Origin of the sequence: Micromonospora sp. NBC_01405, from assembly GCF_045040155.1 — a bacterium.
GTDB lineage: Bacteria > Actinomycetota > Actinomycetes > Mycobacteriales > Micromonosporaceae > Micromonospora.
This window is the reverse complement of the sequence record NZ_CP109532.1, coordinates 728,273-751,616: the sequence shown is the minus strand read 5'-3', so window position 1 is coordinate 751,616 and position 23,344 is coordinate 728,273. Positions and strand designations below refer to the sequence as shown.

24 protein-coding genes, 1 tRNA gene and 2 pseudogenes are annotated in these 23,344 nt (G+C 69.5%); 19 read left to right on the top strand and 8 right to left on the bottom strand.

The features are described 5' to 3' along the window. Positions 1 to 152: 152 nt before the first annotated feature. Together OG559_RS02565 and OG559_RS02560 are read left to right on the top strand one after the other, a co-directional pair. Positions 153 to 230, top strand: coding sequence for a putative leader peptide (locus OG559_RS02565; RefSeq protein WP_405103913.1), 78 nt, complete (start codon positions 153 to 155; stop codon positions 228 to 230). A gap of 211 nt (positions 231 to 441) precedes the next feature. Continuing rightward, positions 442 to 996, top strand: a complete 555-nt coding sequence (locus OG559_RS02560) for a flavin reductase family protein (protein WP_405116322.1) — start codon at positions 442 to 444, stop codon at positions 994 to 996. 85 nt (positions 997 to 1,081) lie between these two features. Here the strand turns inward: OG559_RS02560 and OG559_RS02555 are convergent, their stop codons facing one another. Together OG559_RS02555 and OG559_RS02550 are read right to left on the bottom strand one after the other, a co-directional pair. Further along, a complete protein-coding gene (locus OG559_RS02555; protein ID WP_405111921.1) occupies positions 1,082 to 1,537 on the bottom strand; it encodes an RrF2 family transcriptional regulator in 456 nt (151 codons plus the stop codon). Positions 1,538 to 1,721: 184 nt separating this feature from the next. Then, positions 1,722 to 2,771, bottom strand: a pseudogene (locus tag OG559_RS02550) (helix-turn-helix transcriptional regulator); the annotation flags it as partial. A 260-nt stretch (positions 2,772 to 3,031) separates the two neighbouring features. Here OG559_RS02550 and OG559_RS02545 point away from each other — a divergent pair. Beyond that, on the top strand, positions 3,032 to 3,808 hold the full coding sequence (locus tag OG559_RS02545; RefSeq protein ID WP_405111918.1) for an SDR family oxidoreductase: 777 nt from the start codon (positions 3,032 to 3,034) through the stop codon (positions 3,806 to 3,808). Positions 3,809 to 3,897: 89 nt separating this feature from the next. Here OG559_RS02545 and OG559_RS02540 read toward each other — a convergent pair whose 3' ends face one another. Further along, a complete protein-coding gene (locus OG559_RS02540) occupies positions 3,898 to 4,329 on the bottom strand; it encodes an SsgA family sporulation/cell division regulator (protein WP_007457244.1) in 432 nt (143 codons plus the stop codon). A 273-nt stretch (positions 4,330 to 4,602) separates the two neighbouring features. Between OG559_RS02540 and OG559_RS02535 the strand changes: the two genes are divergently transcribed. The 3 genes from OG559_RS02535 (at position 4,603) to OG559_RS02525 (ending at position 6,534) form a co-directional block, all read left to right on the top strand. Beyond that, positions 4,603 to 5,169, top strand: a complete 567-nt coding sequence (locus tag OG559_RS02535; RefSeq protein WP_405111916.1) for a TIGR02611 family protein — start codon at positions 4,603 to 4,605, stop codon at positions 5,167 to 5,169. Positions 5,170 to 5,219: 50 nt separating this feature from the next. Next, positions 5,220 to 5,291: transfer RNA gene (locus OG559_RS02530), tRNA-Val, on the top strand. Positions 5,292 to 6,402: 1,111 nt separating this feature from the next. Beyond that, complete coding sequence (locus OG559_RS02525) at positions 6,403 to 6,534, top strand: hypothetical protein (RefSeq protein WP_405111913.1); 132 nt, start codon at positions 6,403 to 6,405, stop codon at positions 6,532 to 6,534. A gap of 72 nt (positions 6,535 to 6,606) precedes the next feature. On the opposite strand, the gene OG559_RS02520 is transcribed toward OG559_RS02525, so the two are convergent. Both OG559_RS02520 and OG559_RS02515 read right to left on the bottom strand, forming a co-directional pair. After that, positions 6,607 to 6,858 carry a hypothetical protein gene (locus OG559_RS02520; RefSeq protein ID WP_405111910.1) on the bottom strand — a complete coding sequence of 84 codons (252 nt, stop codon included), beginning with the start codon at positions 6,856 to 6,858 and terminating at the stop codon, positions 6,607 to 6,609. 74 nt (positions 6,859 to 6,932) lie between these two features. Continuing rightward, a complete protein-coding gene (locus OG559_RS02515) occupies positions 6,933 to 7,157 on the bottom strand; it encodes a hypothetical protein (RefSeq protein ID WP_405111907.1) in 225 nt (74 codons plus the stop codon). A gap of 152 nt (positions 7,158 to 7,309) precedes the next feature. Between OG559_RS02515 and OG559_RS02510 the strand changes: the two genes are divergently transcribed. The 6 genes from OG559_RS02510 (at position 7,310) to OG559_RS02485 (ending at position 12,678) form a co-directional block, all read left to right on the top strand. Beyond that, positions 7,310 to 7,786: a hypothetical protein gene (locus OG559_RS02510; RefSeq protein ID WP_405111904.1), complete on the top strand. Its 477-nt coding sequence runs from the start codon at positions 7,310 to 7,312 to the stop codon at positions 7,784 to 7,786. Positions 7,787 to 7,874: 88 nt separating this feature from the next. Further along, the gene (locus tag OG559_RS02505) at positions 7,875 to 8,705 is read left to right on the top strand and encodes an IS5 family transposase (RefSeq protein ID WP_405111902.1); all 831 of its coding nucleotides are present in this window, start codon (positions 7,875 to 7,877) and stop codon (positions 8,703 to 8,705) included. After that, a complete protein-coding gene (locus tag OG559_RS02500) occupies positions 8,702 to 9,109 on the top strand; it encodes a hypothetical protein (RefSeq protein ID WP_405111900.1) in 408 nt (135 codons plus the stop codon). The genes OG559_RS02505 and OG559_RS02500 overlap by 4 nt, the downstream gene beginning before the upstream one ends. 44 nt (positions 9,110 to 9,153) lie before the next feature. Continuing rightward, the gene (locus OG559_RS02495; RefSeq protein WP_405111898.1) at positions 9,154 to 10,083 is read left to right on the top strand and encodes a trypsin-like serine protease; all 930 of its coding nucleotides are present in this window, start codon (positions 9,154 to 9,156) and stop codon (positions 10,081 to 10,083) included. A gap of 1,498 nt (positions 10,084 to 11,581) precedes the next feature. After that, positions 11,582 to 11,980 carry a hypothetical protein gene (locus OG559_RS02490; RefSeq protein WP_405111896.1) on the top strand — a complete coding sequence of 133 codons (399 nt, stop codon included), beginning with the start codon at positions 11,582 to 11,584 and terminating at the stop codon, positions 11,978 to 11,980. 131 nt (positions 11,981 to 12,111) lie between these two features. Continuing rightward, entirely contained in the window at positions 12,112 to 12,678 is a 567-nt protein-coding gene (locus OG559_RS02485; protein ID WP_405111894.1) for an NUDIX hydrolase, read from the top strand. 3 nt (positions 12,679 to 12,681) lie between these two features. Here OG559_RS02485 and OG559_RS02480 read toward each other — a convergent pair. Together OG559_RS02480 and OG559_RS02475 are read right to left on the bottom strand one after the other, a co-directional pair. Further along, a pseudogene (locus OG559_RS02480) lies at positions 12,682 to 13,293 on the bottom strand (XRE family transcriptional regulator); the annotation flags it as partial. A gap of 130 nt (positions 13,294 to 13,423) precedes the next feature. Beyond that, positions 13,424 to 13,771 carry a pentapeptide repeat-containing protein gene (locus OG559_RS02475; RefSeq protein ID WP_405111892.1) on the bottom strand — a complete coding sequence of 116 codons (348 nt, stop codon included), beginning with the start codon at positions 13,769 to 13,771 and terminating at the stop codon, positions 13,424 to 13,426. A 352-nt stretch (positions 13,772 to 14,123) separates the two neighbouring features. Between OG559_RS02475 and OG559_RS02470 the strand changes: the two genes are divergently transcribed. The 3 genes from OG559_RS02470 to OG559_RS02460 all read left to right on the top strand — a co-directional run bounded on the left by OG559_RS02470 (position 14,124) and on the right by OG559_RS02460 (position 18,345). Then, complete coding sequence (locus OG559_RS02470; protein WP_405111890.1) at positions 14,124 to 14,246, top strand: hypothetical protein; 123 nt, start codon at positions 14,124 to 14,126, stop codon at positions 14,244 to 14,246. A 2-nt stretch (positions 14,247 to 14,248) separates the two neighbouring features. Next, the gene (locus OG559_RS02465; protein ID WP_405111887.1) at positions 14,249 to 14,488 is read left to right on the top strand and encodes a hypothetical protein; all 240 of its coding nucleotides are present in this window, start codon (positions 14,249 to 14,251) and stop codon (positions 14,486 to 14,488) included. Positions 14,489 to 15,030: 542 nt separating this feature from the next. Continuing rightward, entirely contained in the window at positions 15,031 to 18,345 is a 3,315-nt protein-coding gene (locus OG559_RS02460; RefSeq protein WP_405111885.1) for a beta-N-acetylglucosaminidase domain-containing protein, read from the top strand. A 20-nt stretch (positions 18,346 to 18,365) separates the two neighbouring features. On the opposite strand, the gene OG559_RS02455 is transcribed toward OG559_RS02460, so the two are convergent. Continuing rightward, a complete protein-coding gene (locus OG559_RS02455; protein WP_405111882.1) occupies positions 18,366 to 19,139 on the bottom strand; it encodes a GntR family transcriptional regulator in 774 nt (257 codons plus the stop codon). A gap of 159 nt (positions 19,140 to 19,298) precedes the next feature. On the opposite strand from OG559_RS02455, the gene OG559_RS02450 reads away from it, so the two are divergent. The 4 genes from OG559_RS02450 (at position 19,299) to OG559_RS02435 (ending at position 23,337) form a co-directional block, all read left to right on the top strand. After that, the gene (locus OG559_RS02450; RefSeq protein ID WP_405111879.1) at positions 19,299 to 20,579 is read left to right on the top strand and encodes an ABC transporter substrate-binding protein; all 1,281 of its coding nucleotides are present in this window, start codon (positions 19,299 to 19,301) and stop codon (positions 20,577 to 20,579) included. Positions 20,580 to 20,683: 104 nt separating this feature from the next. Beyond that, on the top strand, positions 20,684 to 21,508 hold the full coding sequence (locus OG559_RS02445; protein ID WP_405111876.1) for a carbohydrate ABC transporter permease: 825 nt from the start codon (positions 20,684 to 20,686) through the stop codon (positions 21,506 to 21,508). Then, the gene (locus OG559_RS02440; protein WP_405111873.1) at positions 21,509 to 22,405 is read left to right on the top strand and encodes a carbohydrate ABC transporter permease; all 897 of its coding nucleotides are present in this window, start codon (positions 21,509 to 21,511) and stop codon (positions 22,403 to 22,405) included. Beyond that, complete coding sequence (locus OG559_RS02435; RefSeq protein WP_405111870.1) at positions 22,402 to 23,337, top strand: N-acetylglucosamine kinase; 936 nt, start codon at positions 22,402 to 22,404, stop codon at positions 23,335 to 23,337. Before OG559_RS02440 ends, OG559_RS02435 begins: the two co-directional genes overlap by 4 nt. Positions 23,338 to 23,344 lie beyond the last annotated feature (7 nt).

Sequence of the window (23,344 nt, the reverse complement as noted above, 5' to 3'; positions counted from 1 at the left end):
GTCGTCGCACGGCGCGACAATCTCTATCCAACGCATGGGTGTTGCGGGGTGGTCAGTGCTGGTGGAAGCGATGGAGATCGGGTCTGGAGACGCTGATCTCACCTTGTGGAAGGGCGTTGACCGGCCACGCGGGACGACGGCACGATGAGCACATGTCGCAGCGGGACGAGCCTCTCCTCACCGCCCGCGTGCACGTCGACCTGGTCCGGCACGCGAGCGCGCTCTGTTGAGCTGACCGGTCGGCCGGCTCGGCCACCGTCACCGCGTCCCGTCCGCCCGTCCGCTCACGGCGGAGGGCGTTCCACCGCGTCCCGCCTGCCGGGGCGCGCTCCACCGATCGTGGACCCGCCTCCTCCGTGGACAGATCAGGAGACAGCCGTGCCCCCATCCCCATCCCCGCGTCCGCTGCAGCCCACCCCCGTCGCGCCCGTCCCACCCACCGTGGACCGGCCCGGGGCCGGCGCCGTCGAGCTGTGCCCGGTCGACACCAACCTGCTCCGCGCCCTGCTGCGCCGGCAGGCGGCCACGGTCACCGTGGTCACCGCGCCGGGGCCCTCCGCAGGCCGGGGACGCCCGCCGCTGCCGCCGGCCGGGTTCACCGCCACCTCGTTCACCTCGGTGTCGCTGGAGCCGCCGCTGGTGTCGTTCTGCCTTGCCCGGGCGTCGTCGAGCTGGCCGGTCATCGAACGCGCGGAGCACGTGGCCGTGCATCTGCTCGCGGCCGGGCAGCAGCAGGTGGCCCGAACCTTCGCCACCAGCGGCATCGACCGCTTCGCCGCGCACCGGGGCTGGACGGCCGGCCCGTTCGGGGTGCCACTGGTCGACGGGGCGCTCGCGGTGCTGCTCTGCCGGGTGGTGCACCGGGTGACCGCAGGCGACCACACGATCGTCATCGCCGAGCCGCTGGCTCTCGGGTCGGGGGAGGACAGCAACCCGCTGGTGCACCACCGGGCCAACTTCACCACCACCGTCGCCCCGTGGGAGGTCCCCGGCTGAGCGCGCCGGCCCGTACCGAGGGGTCAGGCGCCGGGGTCGACCCGCCGCCGGCCCCGTCCGCGCCGCTGTCGCCCGCGAGCGGCGGTCAGCGGGGTTCCCAGGCCTCGGGCGGGGCGATCAGCCGCCGCACGTGGCCCGGCAGCCGGCCGCTGGTCAGCTCGGACAGGCTCACCTCGTCGACCACCTGCCGGACCGCCGCCCGGACGGCGACCCAGAGCCGGGGCAGGTTCTCCGCCGCCCCCTCGTAGCTGGTCTCCTCGGGACGCATTCCGCGCACCCCGGCCAGTGGGCCGTCGACGGCGCGCAGGATCGCCCCGATGGTGACCTCCTTCGGCGGCCGGGCCAGCGTGTAGCCGCCCTCGGCGCCCCGCTGGGCCCGGACCAGCCCGGCCCGGCGCAGGTCGGCCAGGACCGCCTCCAGGAACTTGCGCGGCATGTCCTGTTCCGCCGCGATGGCCTGGGTGGACAGCAGGGAGGGGTACGCGGTGGCGAGGCTCAGAGCCGCCCGTACCGCATAGTCACCGCGCGCGGAGATCTGCACCCCCTCATCATGCCCGCCCCGCCTTGCCGGTCGGGTCGGTGGGCGGCCGGGGCCGGACGATCCGGCTCGCCGCCGCCCCGTCCCGCCCGCCGCCGTGGCCCGCCGGACCCTCCCGCCCGCCCGTCGCCGCATGCTCCCGGCTGTTGCGCGACAACCCGCCCGCTCCACCCGATCGGCCCGGCGCGTCCGGCCGCCTGCCGTCGCCCGCGCGCGTGGCCGGCGGCTGCTCCCGCCCGTTGTGGTACGACGCCTGCTCGCGGTCTCGGTGGGGCGGCACCGGCTCGCGGCCCTCGAGGTCCCGCTGCGGCGGCCCGGTGGGCGTCGGCCGGCCCCGGGCAGCCCGGAACACGCCGGGGCTCACCCCCGCCTCGCGGGTGAAGAAGCGGCCGAAGTTGGTCGGCTCCGGGAAACCCAGCCGGCGACCGATCCGGGCGATCGGCTCGTCGGTGGCGGCGAGCAGCCGGCTGGCCTGCAGGGCAACCCGCTCGTCGATCACCTGCTTCGCGCTGCGCCCGGTCACCGCCAGGCAGGCTCGGGTGAGGGTACGCACCGAGCAGCCGATCCGGGTCGCGTAGTCCTCCACCCGGCGGGTGTGCTGGTAGCCGCGCTCGATCTCCTGGCGGAGCCGCTGGAATGTGGTGCTCTCGGCGCGCCGCTCGGCCTGCACCGGGTTCGCCGGGTCGGCGTCCAGCAGTGTGAGCCGCAGCAGCAGCACGGCGAGCTGGTGACGGAGCAGGGCGCGGGCGGCGGGCACGTCCGGTTGCCGTCGCAGGTCCACCACGAGCTGGGTGACCTCGTTGAGCACCGCGTCCCCGTCCTCGCCGGCGAGCTGCCGGTGTGCCGGCACACCGTCGCCGTCGAGGCCCGGGTCCCGCAGCAGGGCCGCGGGCGTCCAGCGCAGCACCACGGCGTCGAGCCGCCCCCCGGCGTGGCGCAGCGCCTGACCGGGGCGTACCCGCAGCAGGGTTCCGGGGCGGCAGGGTAGCGGCCGGAAGTCCAGCTCGGCGGTGCCGTGGCCGCCGGTGATCAGGACCACGAGGTCCGCGTCGAGCAGGACGGGGCGTCGCCACTCGGGGTCCGGGGCGAGGTCGCCGAGGGTGAGGGCGGCGATGCCGGTGGACCGGGCGGCGGCCTCGGCGCGGGGCGCGAGGGCGGGGCGGGCCGTCGCGAGGTCGGGGCGGGTCGACGCCTGGTCGGTGGGGGGTGCCGGGGAGGGCTGACCGGAGGGGACCATCGCTGCGACGGTAACCCGCGCCCGAGCGGGCCGCATCCCGACGCGGCCCGGGGCCGCCCCGTCCCGCGCCGGCCCGGCGGCTTGTCGCGGTCCCGGGGTAACCCGTTTCACGCCGGCCCGGCGGCTTGTCGAGGCCCCGAGGTAACCCGTTCCTCGCCGGCCCGGCGGCTTGTCGGGGCACGGCGACCGGGCTAGGTTACCGATCGGTAGCGTCGGGTCCGGCGGACCGCCGGCGGCCCCCGAACGGCGATGGGATGGGCATGACGGATCTGTTCTCGGTCGAAGGCAAGACGGTCCTCGTCACGGGCGGCTCACGGGGCATCGGGCTGATGATCGCCCGCGGCTTCGCGCGGGCCGGCGCGGACGTGATCATTTCTTCCCGCAAGGCGGACGTCTGCGAGGCGGTGGCAGAGGAGCTGTCCGCCGAGGGGCGCTGCGCGGCGATCCCCGCCGACCTGGGCCACGACGCGGGGGCCGAGGGCCTGGCCGCGGCCGTCCGGGAGCGGGTGGACCGGCTCGACGTGCTGGTCAACAACGCCGGGGCGACCTGGGGAGCGCCGCTGGAGTCGTACCCGGAGACCGCGTTCGACAAGCTCTGGGCGGTCAACGTCAAGGCCGTCTTCCGGCTCACCACCGCCCTGTTGCCGGCGCTGCGCGCGGCGGCCACCGACGACGACCCGGCCCGGGTGATCAACATCGGCTCGATCGACGGCATCCGGGTGCCGTCCATGGAGGTGTACGCCTACTCGGCCACCAAGGCGGCCGTGCACATGCTCACCCGTGGCCTCGCCCACCAGCTCGCCGGCGAGCGGATCACCGTGAACGCGATCGCGCCGGGGCCGTTCGAGAGCAAGATGATGGCCTTCGCGCTGGAGGACCCGGCGGCCCGGTCGGCGATCGAGCAGCAGGTCCCGCTCGGCCGGATCGGGCGCCCCGAGGACATGGCCGGCACCGCGATCTACCTGTCGTCGCGGGCGGGGGCGTACCTGACCGGCGCGGTCATCCCCGTCGACGGCGGGATCACGACGCACGGCTGAGCACGTACCCACGGCTGAGTGCGTACCCACGGCAGCGGCCGGGGTCGCGCGGACTCGGCAGATCCGCGTGGCCCCGGCCGGCGTCGTTGTCAGCGACCGGCGAGGAGCCGGTTCACCGCTGTGTCGACGTCCAGGTGCTCGGCCTCCCGGCCGCGCGGGACGACGACGTAGGTCCGCCGCAGGAAGCGCACCAGGACGCTGCGCGGCACCTCGAACAGGGCGTTGCCGTCCGGTGACGACAGGGCCAGCGCGACGAAGTCGCCGCGCGGGGTGGCCCACGGCCAGACCCGCACGTCGCCGATACCGGCCGGCTCGTCCAGGCCGGTGACCAGCAGTTCGCGGGCGAACGACCAGCTCACCGCCTCGCCGCCGGCGGATTCGGCATGGAACAGGACATGGACCGCATACGGATCAGCAGGGTCGTAACGCAGGCTGGCACGCACCGGCAATGCGGTGGCGTCAGGCGCGACGAGCCTTAGCGACGTCTCGACCTCTACGGTCGTCGGTCGGATGACACTCATGGACGTTCTCCCCCCGGCACCGCTGCGGAACGCGCGTGTCCCGCTTTTCCCATACTCAGGTGCTACTCCTGGCTACGCTCCGCCATACGCTGACTTCACCCAGTGGTGGGAAGGGGGTCGGAAACGCCGCTAGAATGTGAAAATTCTTGTACGATATCCGGTTCTGCCCAGTACGTGATCCCGCCCGGCATCGGGTGGTTCAGACGTCGACTTACTCCGGTAACGTCCAGTGGTCCGATGGAGTGACGGGCCGGAGCGACACTGGAGGGCGAAATGGCTACGAACCGATCCTCAGTGGATGCGCCGGCTTGGTCCGGCCCCCCGAAAGGAGGGGCCCGAGCAGCCGAAAGGCGGGGGTACGCAGTGCCGAAGGATCAGCGCGGCCGGGGTGGCCCCGACGGCTCGGGCGCCGGGGGCGGGACGGCGGTCGCCGTGCGGCGCCGCGGGCGTCTCCGGCAGCGGGTGGGCACCACCCTCGACCTGATCCGCGCCAACCCCACCGGCCGCGTCGCCCTCAAGATATTCATCTCCATCGCCGGCGCCCTCGTCGTCACCATCGGTATCGCCCTGATCCCGCTGCCCGGCCCCGGCTGGCTGCTGGTGATCGCCGGGCTGGGCATCTGGGCCGTGGAGTTCCACTGGGCCCGCCGGCTGCTCAACTTCACCCGCCGGCACGTGCACGGCTGGACCCGGTGGGTCACCAGCCGGTCCCTGGCGGTGCGGTTCGTGCTCGGGTCCGTGGGCCTGGTCTTCGTCGCCGTGGTGGTCTGGCTCTCGCTCAAGTACAGCCTCGGCATCGACCTGCTGGCCCGGCTGCTGCACTACCTCGCGACGAACTGACCCCGGATTCGCGGTCCGGTCCCTCGATCGGGTAGAGTCATCGGCGCTGAGGGCGATTAGCTCAGTGGGAGAGCGCTTCGTTCACACCGAAGAGGTCGCTGGTTCGATACCAGCATCGCCCACCTCGAATATATGCAGGTAAGGCCAGGTTCTGGGAAGCCCCAGACCTGGCCTTTCTGCTGTCCCGGTGGAGATCATGAGTCACTGGTGAGTCAGCAGGGGAGCTGCATCCAGCATTTGACGCCGGGTGAATAAGTCGGTGACCTCCCATGATCACCTATCCGTCACCCCTCGCGCACTATGCCAATCCATGAGGGGTGCGACGTGGGATTCCCACGGATACGGTCGATGGCTCACATGTAATACCAGGCCACACGTGGGGAGGTCTGATCATGCACATCGCTGTGCTGGTGCCCGCCGACAAGTCGCCCGACCCCGGAGGAGGGGGTCTGCTGACAGATCTAGGCGACATCATCGGGGACCTACTGGGGGGAGCCAGCCCGAGTCCCAGCCCGTCCACATCGGCCGCAGGTGCGGTCGATCCAACCACCGCGCCATCGGCCAGCACCACACCGCCGGTCACCGGGGCACCGGCACCCACCACCCCCGCCGCAGGCAGGCCGCCGGCGGGCGGACCGGCTGTCGCACCACCAGCCGCCGGCCCGCCGACAGGGCCGGCGGGCAAGAAGCAATCGCCCCGCCCGACGCCGATCGTCGAGCAGGCCCTACCGCAGCAACCGGGACCGTCCATCGCCGGCGGGGGCCCGGACCCGCTGACGCTCGCGTTGCTGCTGGGGTTTGCGGCCATCGGCTGCGTGGTCTGGCTCCGGGTACGGGCCGCCCGGCACCGACGTAAGCAGCCGAGGCTGCACGCCCTCGACGGAGGTGACAGCGGAGGGTGGAGCGACGACCGGGCCCTCGGGTTCGTAGACGGCCTACACGCCCGCTCGAAGCGCCAGCACCTACGCAGCGTGAAGTGAGCCGGCGTCGGGCTATCCGCCAGCGGTCCAACCGGAGGCCGGTCCAGCGTCGGATGACCCGGGACGCCCGACGGTCAGCAGCACGCCGGGGCGCACCGCTGTGGACGGTGTGGACGATCTGGGTTCTGGTCGCCTTGATGGGTATGAGCTTCGTCGCGGCCTTGCTTCACGAGCACGTTCATCTGCCGTGGCCGGACGTTCGATAGTGGCAGCGAGCAGGACCAGCCGGTGATGACTGGTCCTGCTCGCGCGCTTGGACACGGACACGGCGTACGTGGGTGAGGTGCCGGCGGGCGACACGGTCCGGGGTGAAGAGACGACGATCCTGAACGCTGCCCCGCCGACGGGCGGCACGATCAGCTGCCGGATCGTGAAGGTCAGCTGATCCCGGAGACGACGAAGCGGCCCCGCCCTCAAGAGGGGAGCGGGGCCGCTGTCTGTCTGGTCGGCGGTGGGCCTACCGGCGGGGGCCCGCCACCCGGGCCACGGTCGCCGGGGACCACACCCGGCCCCGGGCGACCGCCGCCACCACCAGCGGGGCGGCCACGGCGGCCAGGCCGAGGATCGCCGTCTGCTGCGCGTCGGACACCGGCAGGCCGAACGCGACCAGCAGGCCGATCACGGCCGTCACAGCGGCGGTGATCGCGCCCACGGTGAACAGCGGCTCGGACGGGGCGCTGTCGGGCGAGGGGATCTGGGTCTGAGTCATGATGCCTCCAGGTACGACGAGGCCCGGACCAGGCCGGTCCGGGCTGGGTAGAGCAGGGATCAGGTCGAGAGCGGTCAGGTCGAGTAGTCGTAGGTGCGCCTCAGCGCCGCGAGCGGGGCGGCCATCTCCCGCCCCGCCGGGGTCTGCGGCGGGACCTCCCGGTAGACCCGGTCCAGGGTCACCACCACCCCGCACGAGCGGATCTCGGCCACGTGCAGCGCCCGGACGGCCACCAGCAGGGCCGCGCCGAGGCCCAGCACCGCCGTCAGCAGGATGCCGAATGACACTGGTCGACGCACCGCTCAATCGTGATGCTCGATCAAGGTGATAGACGTCGATCGATGTCTGTGGGGCACCGCGACAGCGTCGCTTGTTCTACCGTATGCCTGCGGTCACGCAGACGTGAACCGTGCTCAGGCCGGGAAAGCCCGCCACATGGGACGGACGGTAGATGAACAGACGAGCCTTCGCGGCGACCGCCGCGACCCTCCTCGCCATCACGATGGCACCAGCCGCTCAGGCCGCGCCATCGACAGACGACACGTCAAAGAACGGCACGCCGCCCATCGTAGGGATCGAAATGCTGTCGCCCGCCGACCGAGCCGACCAGCTGGCGCAAGAACCGATCCTCACGCTCAGTCAGCGTGTCCACGAGCTGACCGCAGACGTGTATGACGCACACATCGCCGGCTCGAAGGTTGACACGCCGAACCGCACCCTGGTGCTCTACTGGGCGGGCCAGGTTCCAAACGAGCTGAGCCACCTGCGCTCACAGGCCGCCATCAGCGGCGTCAAACTGGTGATCAAGCCGGCCCGATACTCCCGTCAGCAGCTCATGCGGGCGGCAGACGAAGTCATGCCGGCCTCAGAGGGCGGTTCGAGGATCTTCGAGTTGATCTATGCCGTGCGTCCGGTTGAGGGCCTTTGATCGGGTACGCCATTGATAGCCGAACCTCGATGCCATGGAATGTGAATCGCGGTCGTGACCTTCGGGGCCGGGCGGCGTTAGCCCGGTCATGGGTGATCGGAAGCCGTACCCCAGTGATGTCACCGACGCGCAGTGGGCGTTGATCGGGCCGTTCCTGTGGGCGTGGAAGGCCAAGCGGGTCTCGGTGTCGGGGAATCAGGGTGACTACGACCTGCGGGAGATCGTGAACGCGATCCTCTACCAGAACCGGACGGGTTGTCAGTGGACGTACCTGCCGCACGACCTGCCGCCGAAGTCGGCGACCTACTACTACTTCGCGCTGTGGCGGGACGACGGCACGGACCAGGCGATCCATGATCTGCTGCGGTGTCAGGTGCGGGAGAAGGCCGGCCGTCGGGAGGATCCGACCGCGGTCGTGTTGGACAGCCAGTCGGTCCGGGCGGCGAACCATGTTCCGGCCGCCACGACCGGCAAGGACGTCGGCAAGAAGGTGTCCGGCCGTAAGCGCGGCCTGGCCGTGGACACCCTCGGTCTGATCATCGCGGTCGTGGTGACCGCCGCGTCGGTCACCGACAACGCCATCGGCATACGGCTGCTCGACAAGGTCGTCGAGCACACCCCGACGGTCACCCGGGCCTGGGTCGACGCCGGCTTCAAGCAGGACTTCGCGCTGCACGGCGCCGTCCTCGGGGTCGACGTCGAGGTCGTCAAGCGATCCGACTCCCGCCCCGGGTTCGTGCCGGTACGCAAGCGGTGGATCGTGGAACAGACCTACGGCACCTTGATGCTGCACCGTCGTCTCGTCCGCGAGTACGAGAGCCGCCCAGAATCGGCGGTGTCCCGGACGTTGTGGGCGTCGATGGCGACCATCGTGCGTCGGCTGACCGGCACCAGCACGCCGTCCTGGCGGCACCGGTGAACCTCACCGCGATCCTCGACCTGATCACCGCACGCGAAACCACCGCCGGTCAGACCGTCGACCGGCTACGCGAGCAGATCGCCGCCCTCACCAGCGAACTCGCCCGCATCGAGGGCGAACTGGCCGCCCTGGCGACCACCCGCACCACCTTGAGCGCCCTCACCGCCGCCGAGTTCACCGCCGACGACTCGACGATCGCCAGCGCCCCCTACCAGCAGATCCTGGACGTCCTCACCACCGCGCCCGCCGGCATGCGCGCCAAAGCCATCTGCATCGCACTCGACGTCGAGCCCTCACCGAACCACGTCGAGAGCACCCGCGCGAAGCTGAAACGAATGGTCAACCGCAACGTCCTGACCGAAGACGAACCCGGCGTATTCACCCTCACCTCGAAACGGACCTAACCCTGCGAACCGCCCTCTCAGAGCTCTACGGCGAGCCGGTCACCGTGAAGCTAGCGACCGACGGATCCGGGCTGACAGTCATCGTCGATGACCTGTCAGCCGTCGCGCGCGGCGCAAAAGCTGCCAAGGCCGGCGAATTGGCTCTCCTGCAGCGCATCTCCGCCACCCGTAGCCGGACCGGCATTCCCATCACGGTGTCCGCTGGACGTGCCAACAATCCGGAATTCCAAACTCGCGCTGCCGACACCAGCCCCTACTGGGGTGGAGCGATGCTATCGATCAACGGCGCCGCCTGCACGAGCGGTTTCAGCATGTACGCCTCCGGGGACCCGTCGAGGCGCTTCACCCTGAGTGCCGCACACTGCTTTGATTTCCTGGACGGCGTCCCGGTCTCTAACGGCGTCGGCTCGGCCATGGGTACCAGTGACTTCGTTCACGAGTTGTACGACAGGACTGCGGCCTACGACCTGGGTGTTGTCCGGCTCGGCACCAGCAAGAGCAACCAGCCGTACATCTACGTCGGCAACAACCCCGCCGACGGTGTGATCACCGTCTCCGGCTACAGAGCCGACGGGGTGCCAGAGGGTGGCAACTACTGCGTGCACGGAATCACAGCAGTCAATTGCAACCTGATCTCCGACGGGCAAAACATGGATTGTTCGGGATGGCCCCCGGAGGGACGGTGTGTTTACACCATCGAGTATCATCCCAAGACCCCTGGTACCGTCACGGCGTGCAAGGGCGACAGCGGCGGTCCAATCTACAACTGGACGAACGGTGGGAGCTCGGTCCTGGCCGCAGGAATCGTCAGCTGGGGTGAAAACAGCCTGGGTAGCTTTTTCGCCCCAGTGATCTCCGAGGCCTGGGGTGCAAACTACTACGTCTCGTGCCAATCCGGCGGCGGCATGTCCGTGGTCGCCACTGCGGTCAACACCATTTCAGGCCTGCGGGTCGCCACACCCTCCACGCCCTAGCACCACGTAAGTCAGCGGCAGCCCGCCGTCACGTGGCCCGCCGCCGGCTTGCTGGTGCGGGCGGTGCTCTTGCACGGCGCGATCGCCATGGAACCGCGTTTCGACGCTGATCGATAGCCACTCAGTTAGACCCCCAGCCGCGACCAGAGGGCGCATCCATCGATTGGATGCGCCCTCTGAGTTGTGTCGGGACGGCCGGATTTGAACCGACGGCCCTGGAGGCCCAGGACGATTCGCCACACGTCCACGAGGGGTCAGCCGTGGGCCGCTGGCGTCTGCTGGAGTCTGGCCAACTGCGCCTTGAGGTCACCGATCTGGGCGGTCAGCGCGGTGATCGTCGCGTCCCGGCCGGCGAGGCTGATGCGGAGTGGGGTGGTGGGCCGGCAGCCGGCCTGGCCGCGCGGCCAGCAGTCCGTGCGGCGTAGGGGAACGCCCGGCGGGTCCGTCGGCGGCCGGCGGGCCGGTGGCGGGGCTGCGGTTACTGCGCCTCCGGCGGGGGCGCTCCGGCTCTAGGATGGCCGGGGCTCCGTCGGCGGCTTGCGGTCCGTGGGTGGTGGCGGTGGGGAGCCATCCCGCCCGCCGTCGACCCGGGCTAGCCGAGCAGACCACCGCCCGACCCGCCGGCGTCCGTACAGCCGTCAAGGCCGTCTTGACGTGGCGGGCCGGGCGGCGGCCCGCTCCACAGGAGTGCGGGTCGACGGCAGACGGGATGGCGAATCACCTGGCAGTGTGAACTTGGGTGACAGGTTCCGTGTCTGTGACAGAGGTGGCAATGGACGAGTTTGAGTTCCGGCGACACGCGAGGTGGTGCTCGAAGGGCCTGCCACCGAGTGGCTACCGCCTGGATGTCTTTCCAGACTTCTCCGCCTTCCCGGTCTGGGAGGCCGCCGGCATGTCGTCGCCGCAACGGCTTGGGATCTCCGCTGAATTGGCTGGGGACCTGTTGGCGTGGCGGGTCTGGTGGGAACAGCACAGCGAGTACGGAGGGGGTGAACACGCGGACGCTGAACAACGTAGGTGTTGGTACGAACATGGAGCGATCTTCACGGACCGTCTTGTACAGGAAACCGGTGCGGACGTTGTTTACTGGTGGTCGAGTAGCCCTGACGGGCATGATTCGAGTTGCCGTAGCTGCCGGCCAGAGGCGGGTGACTAAGTGAGTGACGATCGAGAGACACGGGTCTGGACGCAGGTGAGACAGCAACGGACGATCTCGCCCAGCGTAACCGGCAGCCATCGCAGGTCAGAGCGTCGTAATGGTTGCCTGGGGGCCAAGGAGTCAGGCCGTCGGCAGGCCGTGGAACGTCAACTAAAGATGCCCGCTGGTGACGATCGATGCCTAGCGTTTGTGCAGCTCAGGCGGTCATCGGGCATCCTTTGCCCGGTTCGTCTGGCACCCGGTTACAGTTCAACGCCAAGTGGTGTCCGGCAGGTTGCGAGTCGGGTGCCAGACAGATGGTGGTTACCGTAGGCGTGCGGTCCGCTACGTTCGATCACCATGAAGGGTCTGGGACGGTACTGGGGCTATCTGGCGCTCGTCATCCTCGTTACGGCGTGGTGGACTCGCTCCGTGGGGCCGGTGGTGCTGCTTGTGCTGTCGATACTGGTGACCGGCTTCTTCCTGTTCCAAGCTCCGGTGTGGTGTTGCGCCGTCAACCGGGACGGGACCCTATGCCGGAACAACTCAGCCGGCCTTCTGCTCGGATGCAGCAAGCGACAGCACAAGTGGCAGAAGCTCAAGATGACCATCGTTCCGCACGCCTGGCGTCAGATGAACCGTGGGCTCTGGGCTTCACCCAGGGAAGGACTGACGACCCTGGGCGCGATCGTGGGGATGCTCTCGGCGATCGCGGCCACGGCGATCAGCGTTGCTGGGCAGTTTGCTGGCAAGGCCTGACCAACTACGCGGCGAGAAGGCGCAGGGTGGGCCTCACCTTTCAACACGGATGTGGTCGGCGGCGTACAGCCTGTGCCTGGGACACATCGGGCCTGCGGCGCGTGGTGAGGTTCGGCGCGGATACTGGCGGGGTGGTGGAGAAGCAGGCGACGGAGTTGACCCGGTGGACCGTTCACGGCGAGCGGGTGGTGGACGACACTAGGCGGGCGCGGCTGAGTATCGCCGAGGTGGAGTTGCCGGACGGGGTGCGCTTCGAGCAGTACGTGATCCGGGCTCCCCGGTCGGCCATGGTCGCCGTACTCGACGATCGGGAGCGTCTGTTGTTGTTGCGGCGGCACCGGTTTGTGTTCGACCGGTGGGTGTGGGAGCTGCCTGGTGGCTACGTCGACGGTGAGGAGCAGCCGGCGCAGTGTGCGGTACGGGAGGTCGAGGAGGAGACGGGCTGGCGGCCCCAGGCGGTGGAGCCGTTGTTGTCCTTCCAACCGTGGGTCGGCACTGCCGACGCCGAGAATCTGCTGTTCCTGGCCCGGCAGGCCGAGCACATTGGCGCACCGGTGGACGTGAACGAGGCGGAGCAGGTCGCGTGGATTCCGCTCGACGAGGCGTACGGGCTGGTGTTCCGGGGTGAGATTGTCGGTGCCGGCACGGTGATCGCGGTGCTGGAGCTGGTCGCGCGTAAAGCCCGGGGGGAGCTGTAGGGGTCAGCGTCGTGGGCCGAGGGTGGCGTCGATGCGGCCGGTGAAGTGCCGGACGGCGGGTAGCCGCCGGTGTGGGGCGAGCTGGGTTTGCAGGTCGCGGAGGTAGCGGACGGCTCTGGCCGAACGGAGCTGGGCGGTCAGGGTCAGGGCCTCTGCGCCGATGGCGCAGGCCCGGTTGGGTTCGCCCTGCTGGGCGTGGACGCTGGCGAGCAGGGCGAGGTTGAAGGCTCTGCCGCGTACGTATCGGTTGTCCATGCGCAGGGATCGGGCGGCGAAGCGTTCGGCGTGGGCGTTGCGGCCGAGGGCGTGGAAGCAGTGGCCGAAGTTGGCCGACAGGTACGCCTCGTCGAAGTAGCTGAGCCATTGCGGGTCGGCGCTGCGGTCGGCCCGGTCGAGGGCTTGGTCTGCCTGGTGCAGGGCGGCGGCGCAGGCCCGTTCGTCGTTGGCCTTGGCCAGGGCGTGGGCTTCCATGACGTGGGCTTCGGCGGTCAGGACGGGAACCCCGGCGCGGCGGGCGGTCTGGCCGGCGGCGCGGGCGAGGTCGAGGCCGGTGGCGGTGTGGCCGAGGTAGGTGGCCTGTTGGCTCATCGCCGCGAGGATCTCCGCGCCGAGGAGCTGGCGGGAGATGGCCCGCATCAGCGGCAGGAAGGCCGCTCGGTGTCTCCGGAGTCGAGTCCAGCGATTTGGCAGAAGGGCCACGCTGGCATGCTCAACGAGGGCCAGAGTGGCACTGGGTGCCGACACGTCAACCTGAAGTAGTGCGTGAGTCTGAGAGGCCGTCCGGCCACCCAATGACGCGCTCGGTGGTGACACCTCGAAGGTTGGCCCCATCCCACCGGGCTCCGGTAACGTCCGTGCGTCCGTACTCCGGATCGTGAGTCCTGACGTAGCTGAACTGCGCGTAGGACAGATCCGTGTCGCGCAGGTCGGCATCCCGCAAATCGCAGCCAGCAAAGCGGGCACCCCGGAGAGACGCACCCCGGAGGTCGGCACCACGGAAATCACAGAACTTAAAGGAGTGCCTATCGAGGGTGCGATGCCGAAGATCGCGACCCACGAACGACTGCCTCGTCGCGCCGGGCAGGATGCTCATCCGCGGACCGTAGCCCGATCGCCCGTTGCCGAACCACCGGCTTTCTACGCGCTCACATGCGACGCATCATGCGGCGCAGGACAGCCGGTCGCCGGCCTGTGTGTGGGAGGGCTTTCTGTACGTCTATTGGCGGCTGGCGGCTGGTGGTGGGGTGCGGGTACTGCGCCTCCGGCGGGGCGCTCCGGCTCCAGGATGGTCGGGGGTCCGTCGGCGGCTTGCGGCCCGTGAGTGGTTGGGGTGGGGAGCCATCCCGCCTGCCATCGACCCTTCGGGTAGCCACGCCGGCCGACGGACGCGGTCCGGGGTCGATGTGACCAGATGGCCGCGGCCCCGTTCGCAGGCGGGCGCGGCGGTGTCGGTCCTTCCAAGAGCACGCCGCCGCGCCCCTGCCAGCGACGTACTCGCCCAGGTGGCTCGCAACCCGCACGCCCCGGCGACGATCATCCAGCTCGCCGCCGTCCTCGGGGTGGCCTGACCATGACCACCCCGTTCCTGTCCCTGGCCCAGATCCGCAACCGACTGATCCTCACCGCCCGAGCGATCCTCCGCGACCACAGACCCGGCCCCGACGGCCGCTGCCCGATCTGCCGGATACCGGAGTGCGCCGTGGCGACCGCCGCCCGCAACGTCCTCGCCGCCGCCGAGAAAGTACAGCAGCGAAGCACAGCAACCCCGCTGACCACACCCGACCACGACGACCCACGGCAGGCCGAATGACTTCGGATAGCACGCGCACCATGCGGCGGGCGTCCCAGCCGCAGCCGCCGATGACGATGCTCGCCGCGAGGATCGCGAACCTGCTGCCCACGAGGCCAGACGCCGCCATCTGCACGGCTGGGCGGGGCGTGACGGGCTCGGCCGGTGGCGGTCACGACCCTGGTTTCGCCCTGCCAGACAGATGGCATCAGGGCTAGACCAGTATGAACAACCCGGCGGCTAGCCCTCCATGGTGCCTGTGATCAGCGGATATCGGGCGATGGGCGGGGCGCCTGCCGGGTCCGAAGCTTGGCCTCAACAGCCTCAACTTGGTCGGTGAGGTCTTGACGTAACCAGGAGCAGCAGGGATTCTCGTTACTGGCATAGACCAATCCGAAGACCCGAACCGGGCTCCGGCCCCGACGGCCCGATCGGCTCCCCTGTTGACCCGACGGGCCGGCGGATCCTGTGCCGGTCAGCCCCCTGCATGCCACACCATCGCGCTCCGAGCCGGCGCGCGCCGGCAACAGCTACCGACCCTGAACCAACAAAGTGGAGGTCGCGTGTTCGTTCTACGCACATCTCGCGGTTATCGCCGCGCTGTCGCATTAGCCGCATCGGTCACGCTTTCCGTAGGCGTGCTGACCCCCCTGCCTGCCAGCGCCGAGCGGCGGGCTCCCCACCACGCGGCTCGAATCCTTCCGGTGCCGCAGCAGATCGACTCGCGCCCGGGATCCGTGGCGCTACCCGACAACATCGATGTTGTCGCGGGCGAGGCCGCCGACCCAGCGGCGCGGACATCGCTCGTGGAGTTGCTCTCCACGCACGGCGTCACCGCCCGGATCGTGCGCAACAGCGACCTGACGACCCGCGCACCGATGATCATCCTGGGCGGGCCGCGCGAGACGCCGGCGAGCACCGATGCGCTACGCGCCCTCAAGGTCGCGGGTCCGGAGTCGCTGCCCGCTCAGGGGTACGTGCTGGCGGCTGGCAACGACAACCGTGGCCGGTCGCGGATCGTTCTCTCCGGTGTGGACGGCACCGGCACCTTCTACGCGGTCCAGTCGCTGCGCCAACTGCTCGTGAAGAAGGGCTCCCGGGTAACCGTCGGCGGCGTGCAGGTCCGCGACTGGCCGGGGTACCAGGTCCGTGGCGGGATGGAGTCCTTCTACGGACCGGTCTGGTCGCAGGAGGACCGGCGCTCGCAGATCGAGTTCCTGGCGCGGCACAAGATGAACCAGTACTTCTACGGGCCGGCCGACGACCTGCGCACCGGTTCGAACTGGGACTCGTTGTACGAAGCGGCGGAACTGGCCCGGATGAAGGAGATCGTCGACCTGGCGAAGGCGCGCCATGTCGACTTCGTGTACCGGATCTCGCCGGAGGCGCCGATGGCGCCCGCCAAGGGGATCTGTCACGTGCGCGAGACCGATCGGGCCAAGCTGCTGGCACGCTTCGAGCAGATGTGGGAGATCGGTGTCCGAAGCTACGTCATCGCCTGGGACGACGTGTCGGGCAACTTCGCCTGTCAGGAGGACCGGGACGCCTACCGTGGCGACCGGTCACCGCTCGCGGTGGCCCAGGCTGAGGTCACCAACTTCATGCAGAGGGAGTTCATCGAGAAGCACCCCGGCGCCAGCCGCATGGTGGCCGTGCCGACCGAGTACTGGGGCATGACGAAGACCCCGTACACGGAGCGCTTCGACGAGCTGCTGAGCACCGAGGTCGACCTCTACTGGACGGGGCCGGCAGTGGTCTCGCCGAGCATCACCGAGGCGGACCTCCAGGCCGCCCAGGACGTGTGGTCGCGGCACCGGATCATGCTCTGGGACAACTACCCGGTCAACGACTACGCTACGAACCGGCTGCTGCTGGGCCCGTTGACGAACCGCGACGCCGGCATGGCCAACAAGACGATCGGCATCTCGTTCAACGAGCTCGTCGGTTTCCAGGACGCCTCGCAGATCGCCCTCGGCACGCAGGCCGACTACGCCTGGAACCCGGTGGCCTACGACGCGGAACGCTCATGGACGCACACCCTGCAGATCCTCGGCGGCGACGCGTACGAGGAACTGAGGCTCTTCGCCGAGAACAACCGGGCCAGCGTCCTGGACGCCACCACCCGGCCGGAGTTCGCGGCGCTCATCACCCGTCTCATCGCTGACTACCGGGCCGGCCGACCCGTGAACGCCCAGCTCGCCCGGGTCGACCGTGAGCTGCGCCGCCTCGAGGAACTCCCCGCCGCGCTACGGGCGAAGCTCGACAACCCGGTTCTGCTCAAGCAGATCGCGCCCTGGCTGGACCGGGTCGGCGTGACCGGCCAGGCAGGTCGGGCAGCCCTGCGCATTCTCCGGGCCCAGGACGCGGGCTCCAGCGAAGCCGCCTGGGTGGCCCGACGGGACCAGTCGAGCGCCCGCCTCGTCCTCGACCGCACCTGGCACCAGATCAGCCCCGGTCCGGTCGACGATCTCCTGAGCTTCGCGGCGTCCCAGAGTGACGCCTACATCGGTGACCGCTGGTACGGGGACCTCGGTGCCCCCACCGGTGCGCCGGCTGCCGCATCGGGTTCCCGGCTGGAGAATCTGACCGACCGGCGCGACGACACGCTCTACGTCGCCGCCGGCGCACCGCAGGCCGGTGACGCGATCACGGTCCCGATCACCAAGCCGCACCGGCTGTCGGCGGTGACCGTGGTACAGGACGCTGCCGCTCCCGCGGACGGCATGATCCAGGCGCTGGTCGACGGCGCCTGGGTGGACCTCGGGCAGCTCGCCGACGGATTCACCAAGGTGCAGGCCAAGGACCTCGTGGCCAGCGCGGTACGGATCCAGTGGACCCCCGGAACCGTCGCGCCACGCGTCTACGAGATCGTCCCGCACTACTCCGACGTGCTGCGCGGTCGGGTCTCGGTCGAACCGTCGGGTGCGCTCATCGCACCCGGGGCGACCAAACGGTTCCAGGTGGCCTTCGAGGTGTTCGACGAGGGCAAGGTGAAGGCAAGCGTCACCGCCAGCGGCCCGGACGGCTGGACCGTCACCCCGGCGACGCAGGTTCTCCAGGCGCGACCGGATGGTCGGACCATCGTCGCGAGCGTGCCGGTTGCCGTCACCGTCCCGTCCGGCACCGCCCCGGGCCGGCACCAGGTGACGGTGACGTTCCACAAGGACGGCGTCGCGCCGGTGAACCTGCCGCTGACGATCATCGTGGGGGAGGGCAGCTATCCGGACTTCGTGACCAAGGCCAACCCGTCCGGTTACTGGAGGCTGGGCGACGCGGCCGGTTCCAGGACCGCCGTCGACAGCTCCACCAGCGGGCAGAACGGCACCTACCAGAGCGCTGAGCCAGGTGCCGCGGGCGTGCTTGCCGGCAACGGCGCGGCAGACCTCTCGAACGGCTACATCGACGCGCCGCGCTCCCCGCGTACCGACCTGGCCGGGCCTTTCACGTTGGAGGCGTGGGTCAAGCTCGACACGATCGTTCCGGCGCCAGGGCAGGCGGTCATCGAGAGCTACACCGGGCCGGCTCACAGCGGGTACGCGTTGCGGGCGAGCAACGGTGTCCTGCAGGCGTGGTCGCTCGGCGCTCCCGGTAAGGGACACGGCGTCGTCACCGGCCGCACCCAGCTGACGCCGAACAAGTGGCACCATGTCGCTGCCGTGTTCGACGGATCGCGGCTGACCGTGTACGTCGACGGCGTCGCGGACAACAGTGTCGCGACGACGGTGGCCCCGGGCAGCGGCACGTCCAGCATCAAGCTCGGTGGCCGCGGGGACGACACGTCCCAGCGGCTGCAGGGTGACCTCGACGAGGCGGCGATCTATGACCACGCGCTGACGGCGACCGAGATCCAGGAGCACTACTTCGCCGGAATCGGGTAGCCAGACCCTCCGGATGCGCGTCAGCCGCCCTGCGGCGGTGGGCTGACGCGCATCCGGATGGCGTACCGGTCCCCGCGGTAGAGCGACCGCCCGAACTCCACGACCTTGCCCATGTTGTCGACGGAGATGCGCTCTATCAGGAACGCCGGGTCGTCCTCGGCGACTTCGAGTCGCTTCGCCTCGGTGGCCGTCAGCCGCGCGATGGTCACGGTCTGCCGTGCCGATTCGAGTCGCACGCCGAAGGCGCGTCCCAGGATGTCGTAGAGCGAGTCGTCGCGCCCCAGCACGTCGAGCAGGGTGGGGAACCGCGCCGTGGCGAGGTTGGTCCGTTCCAGTGCCATCGGGATCCCGTCGGCGGTACGGATCCGCTCGATGTAGTGGGTCGGCTCGCCCGGAGCGATGTCGAGGTTGGTGGCGACGGTGCGGGTGGCCGGGCGGGTGCGGGCGCGATAGCTCTTGGCGCCCGGCGTCATACCGCGCATCCGCATGTCCTCGCTGAACGAGCGGAATATCTCCGAGTGGGTCAGGGTCGGATGCTGCACAAAGGTGCCGCGTCCAGGGACCCGCCGGACCATTCCCTTCGTCTCCAGCGCGTCGATGGCGCCCCGGACGGTCATCCGGGCCACTCCGAACCGCTCGGCGAGCACCCGCTCGGAGGGGAGCAGGGAACCATCTCGTGAGTTCAGGACCAATGAGGTGAGCACATCGGTGATGTGTTTGCCCTTGCCACGGTTCTGCTCCGCCAGCAACGACTCAAGCGCTCCGTCGCTCGGCTCATGTCGGGTCCTCGGCACGAGTTTGTCTCCTTCCTGCTCGATCGACGTCATCGTACGTGGCGGGGCCGCGCTCCTCGGTGACGTCGGCTTACCCGTTGACCAGCGGTCTATACCAGTATTACAGTCGGGCTCTCCGCCGGTTGGGTGGGGTGGCGACTACAACGATCGGAGTTCTGGATGCCCAGGAAGTACGGCGTGTTGGGAGCGGCTGCAATGCTCACCGTCACGCTCGCCGCATGCGCGCCAGGCAGCGGTGACGACGGCGGCGGTGGCGGTGACGCCGTCAACCTGAAGGTCTGGGGATGGCGGCAGGAGGATGTCGCGGCATACAACAAGATCTTCGAGATCTATGAGGGCGCCAACCCCGGTGTCACCGTGGAGTACGTCCCCTACAAGAACACCGAATACGACACAATCCTCAAGACAGGGCTCACCGACGCCAACGGCCCGGACGTGGCGCAGCTCCGTTCCTACGGCCTGCTTCAGCCGCTGGTCGCCGCCAGCGGTCTGGTTCCCCTCGATGACCAGATCAAGGAGTTGGCAGGCTTCCCGAAGCCGGTCCTCGACGGTGCCCGGGGCGAAAGCGACGGAAAGGTCTACGGAGTGCCGTTCGCACTCCAGACCCTGCACGTGATCTACAACGAGAAGCTCTTCGCCGATCACGGCATCAAGGCCCCCACCACCTGGGCGGACATGATCGCGGCGTTCGACAAGCTCAAGGCCGCCGACGTCATCCCGCTGGCGAGCACGGTCACCGACACCTGGATGCTGCCGATCCAGCACGAGATCTTCGGGGCCACGACCTACGGCGGCACCGACTACCTGAACAAGATGACCACCGGCGGGGCGAAGTTCACCGACAGCCCCTGGGTGAAGTCGCTCGAGACCTGGAAGGGCACCAACAAGTACTGGGCACCGCAGTCGTCCGGGGTGAGCTACGCCGACGCGCAGGCGCTCTTCACCTCCGGCCGCGCCGCGATGTTCCCGGGCGGGATCTGGGAACTCGGCGTGTTCGAGAAGGCCAACCCCGACCTGAAGATGGGCATCTTCAACGTGCCGCCCGCGCCCGGCGCGGCGGTCGACAAGACGCTCGTTCCCGGCTACGTCGACGGTTCGTTCGGGGTCTCGGCGAAGTCCCCCAAGCAGAAGGCCGCGCTGGACCTGGTGCGGTGGATGGCGTCGGAGGAGTTCGGCCGGGCGTACTCCAACGAGTTGCGTCAGATCTCCGCGGTCCCCAAGGTCCAGCCTCAGGACGAGCTCCTGGCCCAGGCCCTGCGGGCGTACCAGGAGAACCCGAGCCCGTACGTCACCTACGCGTACTTCTCCGGTGGGTCACCCACGGCCTGGGACCTCGCCTCGGCGGCCTTCTCCGACTATCTGCTCGGTCGACGTGACGCCGCTGACGCGGCCGGACACGTCCAGCGAGGGGTCGATCAGTGGTTCAGGCCCAAGAACTGAATGTCCGTCCTGCCCGGCGGCGACGCCGCCAGGCAGGACGGACCTCACCGGGGTGGATCGCGGCATTCTGCCTGCCGGCGTTCGCTCTCTACGGCCTCTTCGTCGTGGTACCTCTGGTCACCGCCTTCTATTACGGGCTGTTCCGCTGGGAGGGCACCCGTCAGGCGGACTTCGTCGGGATCGGCAACTACCGGGAGGTCTTCACCCGCTACCCGTTGAGCGATGAGATCGCCGCCGCGCTGGGGCACAACGTGCTCTTCTTCGTCGGCACCATGGCGATCCAGAACACCATCGGGCTGGGCCTGGCCGTGCTCCTGCATCGAAACCCATGGGGAAAGCGGTTGTTCCAGACCCTCTTCTCGCTTCCCTACCTGATCAGCCCGCTGATCGTGGGCTACATCTGGTCGCTCCTGCTGAGCCCCACCTTCGGCCCGGTCAATCACGTGCTCAGAGGTGTCGGCCTGGACTCGTGGGCACGCCCGTGGCTCGGTGAGCCGGACATCGCGCTGCCGGTACTGATCCTGGTCAACGCCTGGCAGTGGATCGGTGGGCCCATGCTCATCTTCGGCGCCGCCCTGGCCGGTGTCCCACGGGAGCTGGAGGAGGCGGCCGCCATCGACGGCGCGTCAGCCGCCCGGGCCTTCTGGAAGGTCAGGTTCCCCCTCCTGATGCCGGCCGTCGGGGTGATCACCGTTCTGACGTTCATCGGGTGCTTCAACATCTTCGACCTCGTCTACGCGCTGGGCGGATCCGACGGCGGCCCCGGAGGTGCCATGGACGTGCTGGGCCTGCTCTACTACCGGACCGCCTTCCAGGGCGGCAGCAACGCGATCGGAGAGTCCTCGGCGTTGGCCATGCTCATCTTCGTGTTCATCTTCGGGATATCCGTCGTCCTGGAGCGGGTGCTGCGCCGCCGGGAGGTGACCTAGATGAACGCCCTGACGACCACCCCTCGTACGACGTCGGAAACCACCAGCGGGTCAACGCGCCCGGACGGTACCCGCCGGCGTCTGCTCACCCGCGGCATCGGCATCCAGGTCATCCTGTGGGCGTACGCCGGCATCGCCTTCGGCCCGCTGTTGCTGGTGCTGATCGGTTCGTTCCGTTCCAACGCGGAGATCCTTCGCGCACCGGTCGGGTTGCCCAGTTCGTTCGACGTGAGCAACTACGTCCGCGCCTGGGAGACCGCGTCGATCTCGACGTACCTGATCAACTCTCTGGCGGTGACGGGCGCCTCGGTGGTGCTGTGTGTCGGCGTGTCGGCGCTGGCCGCCTACGCCCTGGCCAGGTGGAGATTCCGGGGACGCGCCCTGCTGGCGGCGTTCTTCCTGTCGGGTCTGATGATTCCCGCGAAGCTCGGCCTGCTGCCGGTGTTCTACATGTTCCAGTCGATGGGCCTGATCGACAGCCGGATCGGGCTGGTGCTGCTCTACGCGGCGGGCGGCATTCCGTTCTCCGTTTTCGTGATCATGGGGTTCATGCGGGGGTTGCCCGGGGAACTGGAGGAGGCCGCGAGGATCGACGGAGCACACGAGGGACGCCTGTTCGTCTCGATCGTGCTGCCACTGATGCGCCCGGCACTCGCGGTGGTCACGGTCTTCCAGTTCGCGCCGACCTGGAACGACTTCTTCTATCCGCTGGTCCTGATGCGCAGCGGCGACAAATACACCATCCCCGTCGGGCTGACCCGGTTCTTCGGCGAGTTCGCCGCCGATCGCGGCACCCTGTTCGCCGGGCTCGTGATCGCCCTGGTCCCGCTGGCAGTGGTCTTCGCGCTGGCGACCAAGCAGATCGTCGCCGGCCTGACCGCTGGGATGTCACGATGACAGCTACCATCACCATCGACGGTGGGAAATCACAGCTCAGGATGCTGCTGAGCACTCCAGCCGGTCGCCAGCTCGGGATCGGGCCCGGCTTCGTCTACCAGCCAGGCGAGGACGGCGTCGCCCGGATCCTGGACGCCATCCGCGGCGCTGCGGACACCATCTCGCTGCCCACAACGGTGGCAGGTGTGCTCGCCGGGCTGACCGGCCTGCCGGGTGACCACGCCGAGCGTCGACGCCTCGCCCTCGCCATCACGAGGCTCCTCGGCGGTCCCGCCGCGGTCGTGGAGGACAGCGTCCTCGCCCATGCCGGCGCCCTCGACGGCGCCGGTGTGGTCCTGTGCGTCGGAACCGGGACAACAGTTCTGGCGGTGGCCACAGACGGCAACTATGCCCGCCTCGACGGGTGGGGTCCACATCTCGGCGACCGCGGCAGCGCGTTCGCCATCGGGCTGGCCGGGATGCGCGCCGCGACGGCGTCGTACGACCGGGTCGGCCCGGAGACCACGCTGGCCGACCGCCTCGTCGCGGCGCTCGGGGGCGTCGACCTGGCGGCGCTCCAGCGGTACTACCGGGACCCCGCCATGATCCCCCGAACGGCGGCCTTCGCTCTCGATGTTCTCGACGCGGCCGCCCGGGCCGACCCGGTGGCGGGCCGCATCTGCGCCACGGCCGCAACTGATCTCGCTGACGCGGCGGAGACGGCGGCCAACCGACTCCGCCTCAGCGGAGCGGAACGCCAGGTGTCGTACAGCGGACGGCTACTGGCCCAGGGGAACGTCCTCCACCGGGCACTGTCCGCAGAACTCGACGCCAGAGGGCTGCCGCTGGTCAGCCCCAAGGCCGAGCCGCTTGAGGGCGGCCCCACGCTGCTGCGCGGCAGCGGTCCCTACGCCCGCCTGCTGGCGGACCAGAACCCGGGTGGGGACGCGTGAGGGTCGG

Coding starts and splice junctions, on each gene's coding strand:
- OG559_RS02565 (WP_405103913.1), top strand. CDS start 153: ATGTCGCAGCGGGACGAGCCTCTCCTCACCGCCCGCGTGCACGTCGAC.
- OG559_RS02545 (WP_405111918.1), top strand. CDS start 3,032: ATGACGGATCTGTTCTCGGTCGAAGGCAAGACGGTCCTCGTCACGGGC.
- OG559_RS02540 (WP_007457244.1), bottom strand. CDS start 4,329: ATGAGTGTCATCCGACCGACGACCGTAGAGGTCGAGACGTCGCTAAGG.
- OG559_RS02535 (WP_405111916.1), top strand. CDS start 4,603: ATGGCTACGAACCGATCCTCAGTGGATGCGCCGGCTTGGTCCGGCCCC.
- OG559_RS02520 (WP_405111910.1), bottom strand. CDS start 6,858: ATGACTCAGACCCAGATCCCCTCGCCCGACAGCGCCCCGTCCGAGCCG.
- OG559_RS02510 (WP_405111904.1), top strand. CDS start 7,310: ATGAACAGACGAGCCTTCGCGGCGACCGCCGCGACCCTCCTCGCCATC.
- OG559_RS02505 (WP_405111902.1), top strand. CDS start 7,875: ATGGGTGATCGGAAGCCGTACCCCAGTGATGTCACCGACGCGCAGTGG.
- OG559_RS02490 (WP_405111896.1), top strand. CDS start 11,582: ATGAAGGGTCTGGGACGGTACTGGGGCTATCTGGCGCTCGTCATCCTC.
- OG559_RS02475 (WP_405111892.1), bottom strand. CDS start 13,771: ATGAGCATCCTGCCCGGCGCGACGAGGCAGTCGTTCGTGGGTCGCGAT.
- OG559_RS02465 (WP_405111887.1), top strand. CDS start 14,249: ATGACCACCCCGTTCCTGTCCCTGGCCCAGATCCGCAACCGACTGATC.
- OG559_RS02450 (WP_405111879.1), top strand. CDS start 19,299: ATGCCCAGGAAGTACGGCGTGTTGGGAGCGGCTGCAATGCTCACCGTC.
- OG559_RS02440 (WP_405111873.1), top strand. CDS start 21,509: ATGAACGCCCTGACGACCACCCCTCGTACGACGTCGGAAACCACCAGC.
- OG559_RS02435 (WP_405111870.1), top strand. CDS start 22,402: ATGACAGCTACCATCACCATCGACGGTGGGAAATCACAGCTCAGGATG.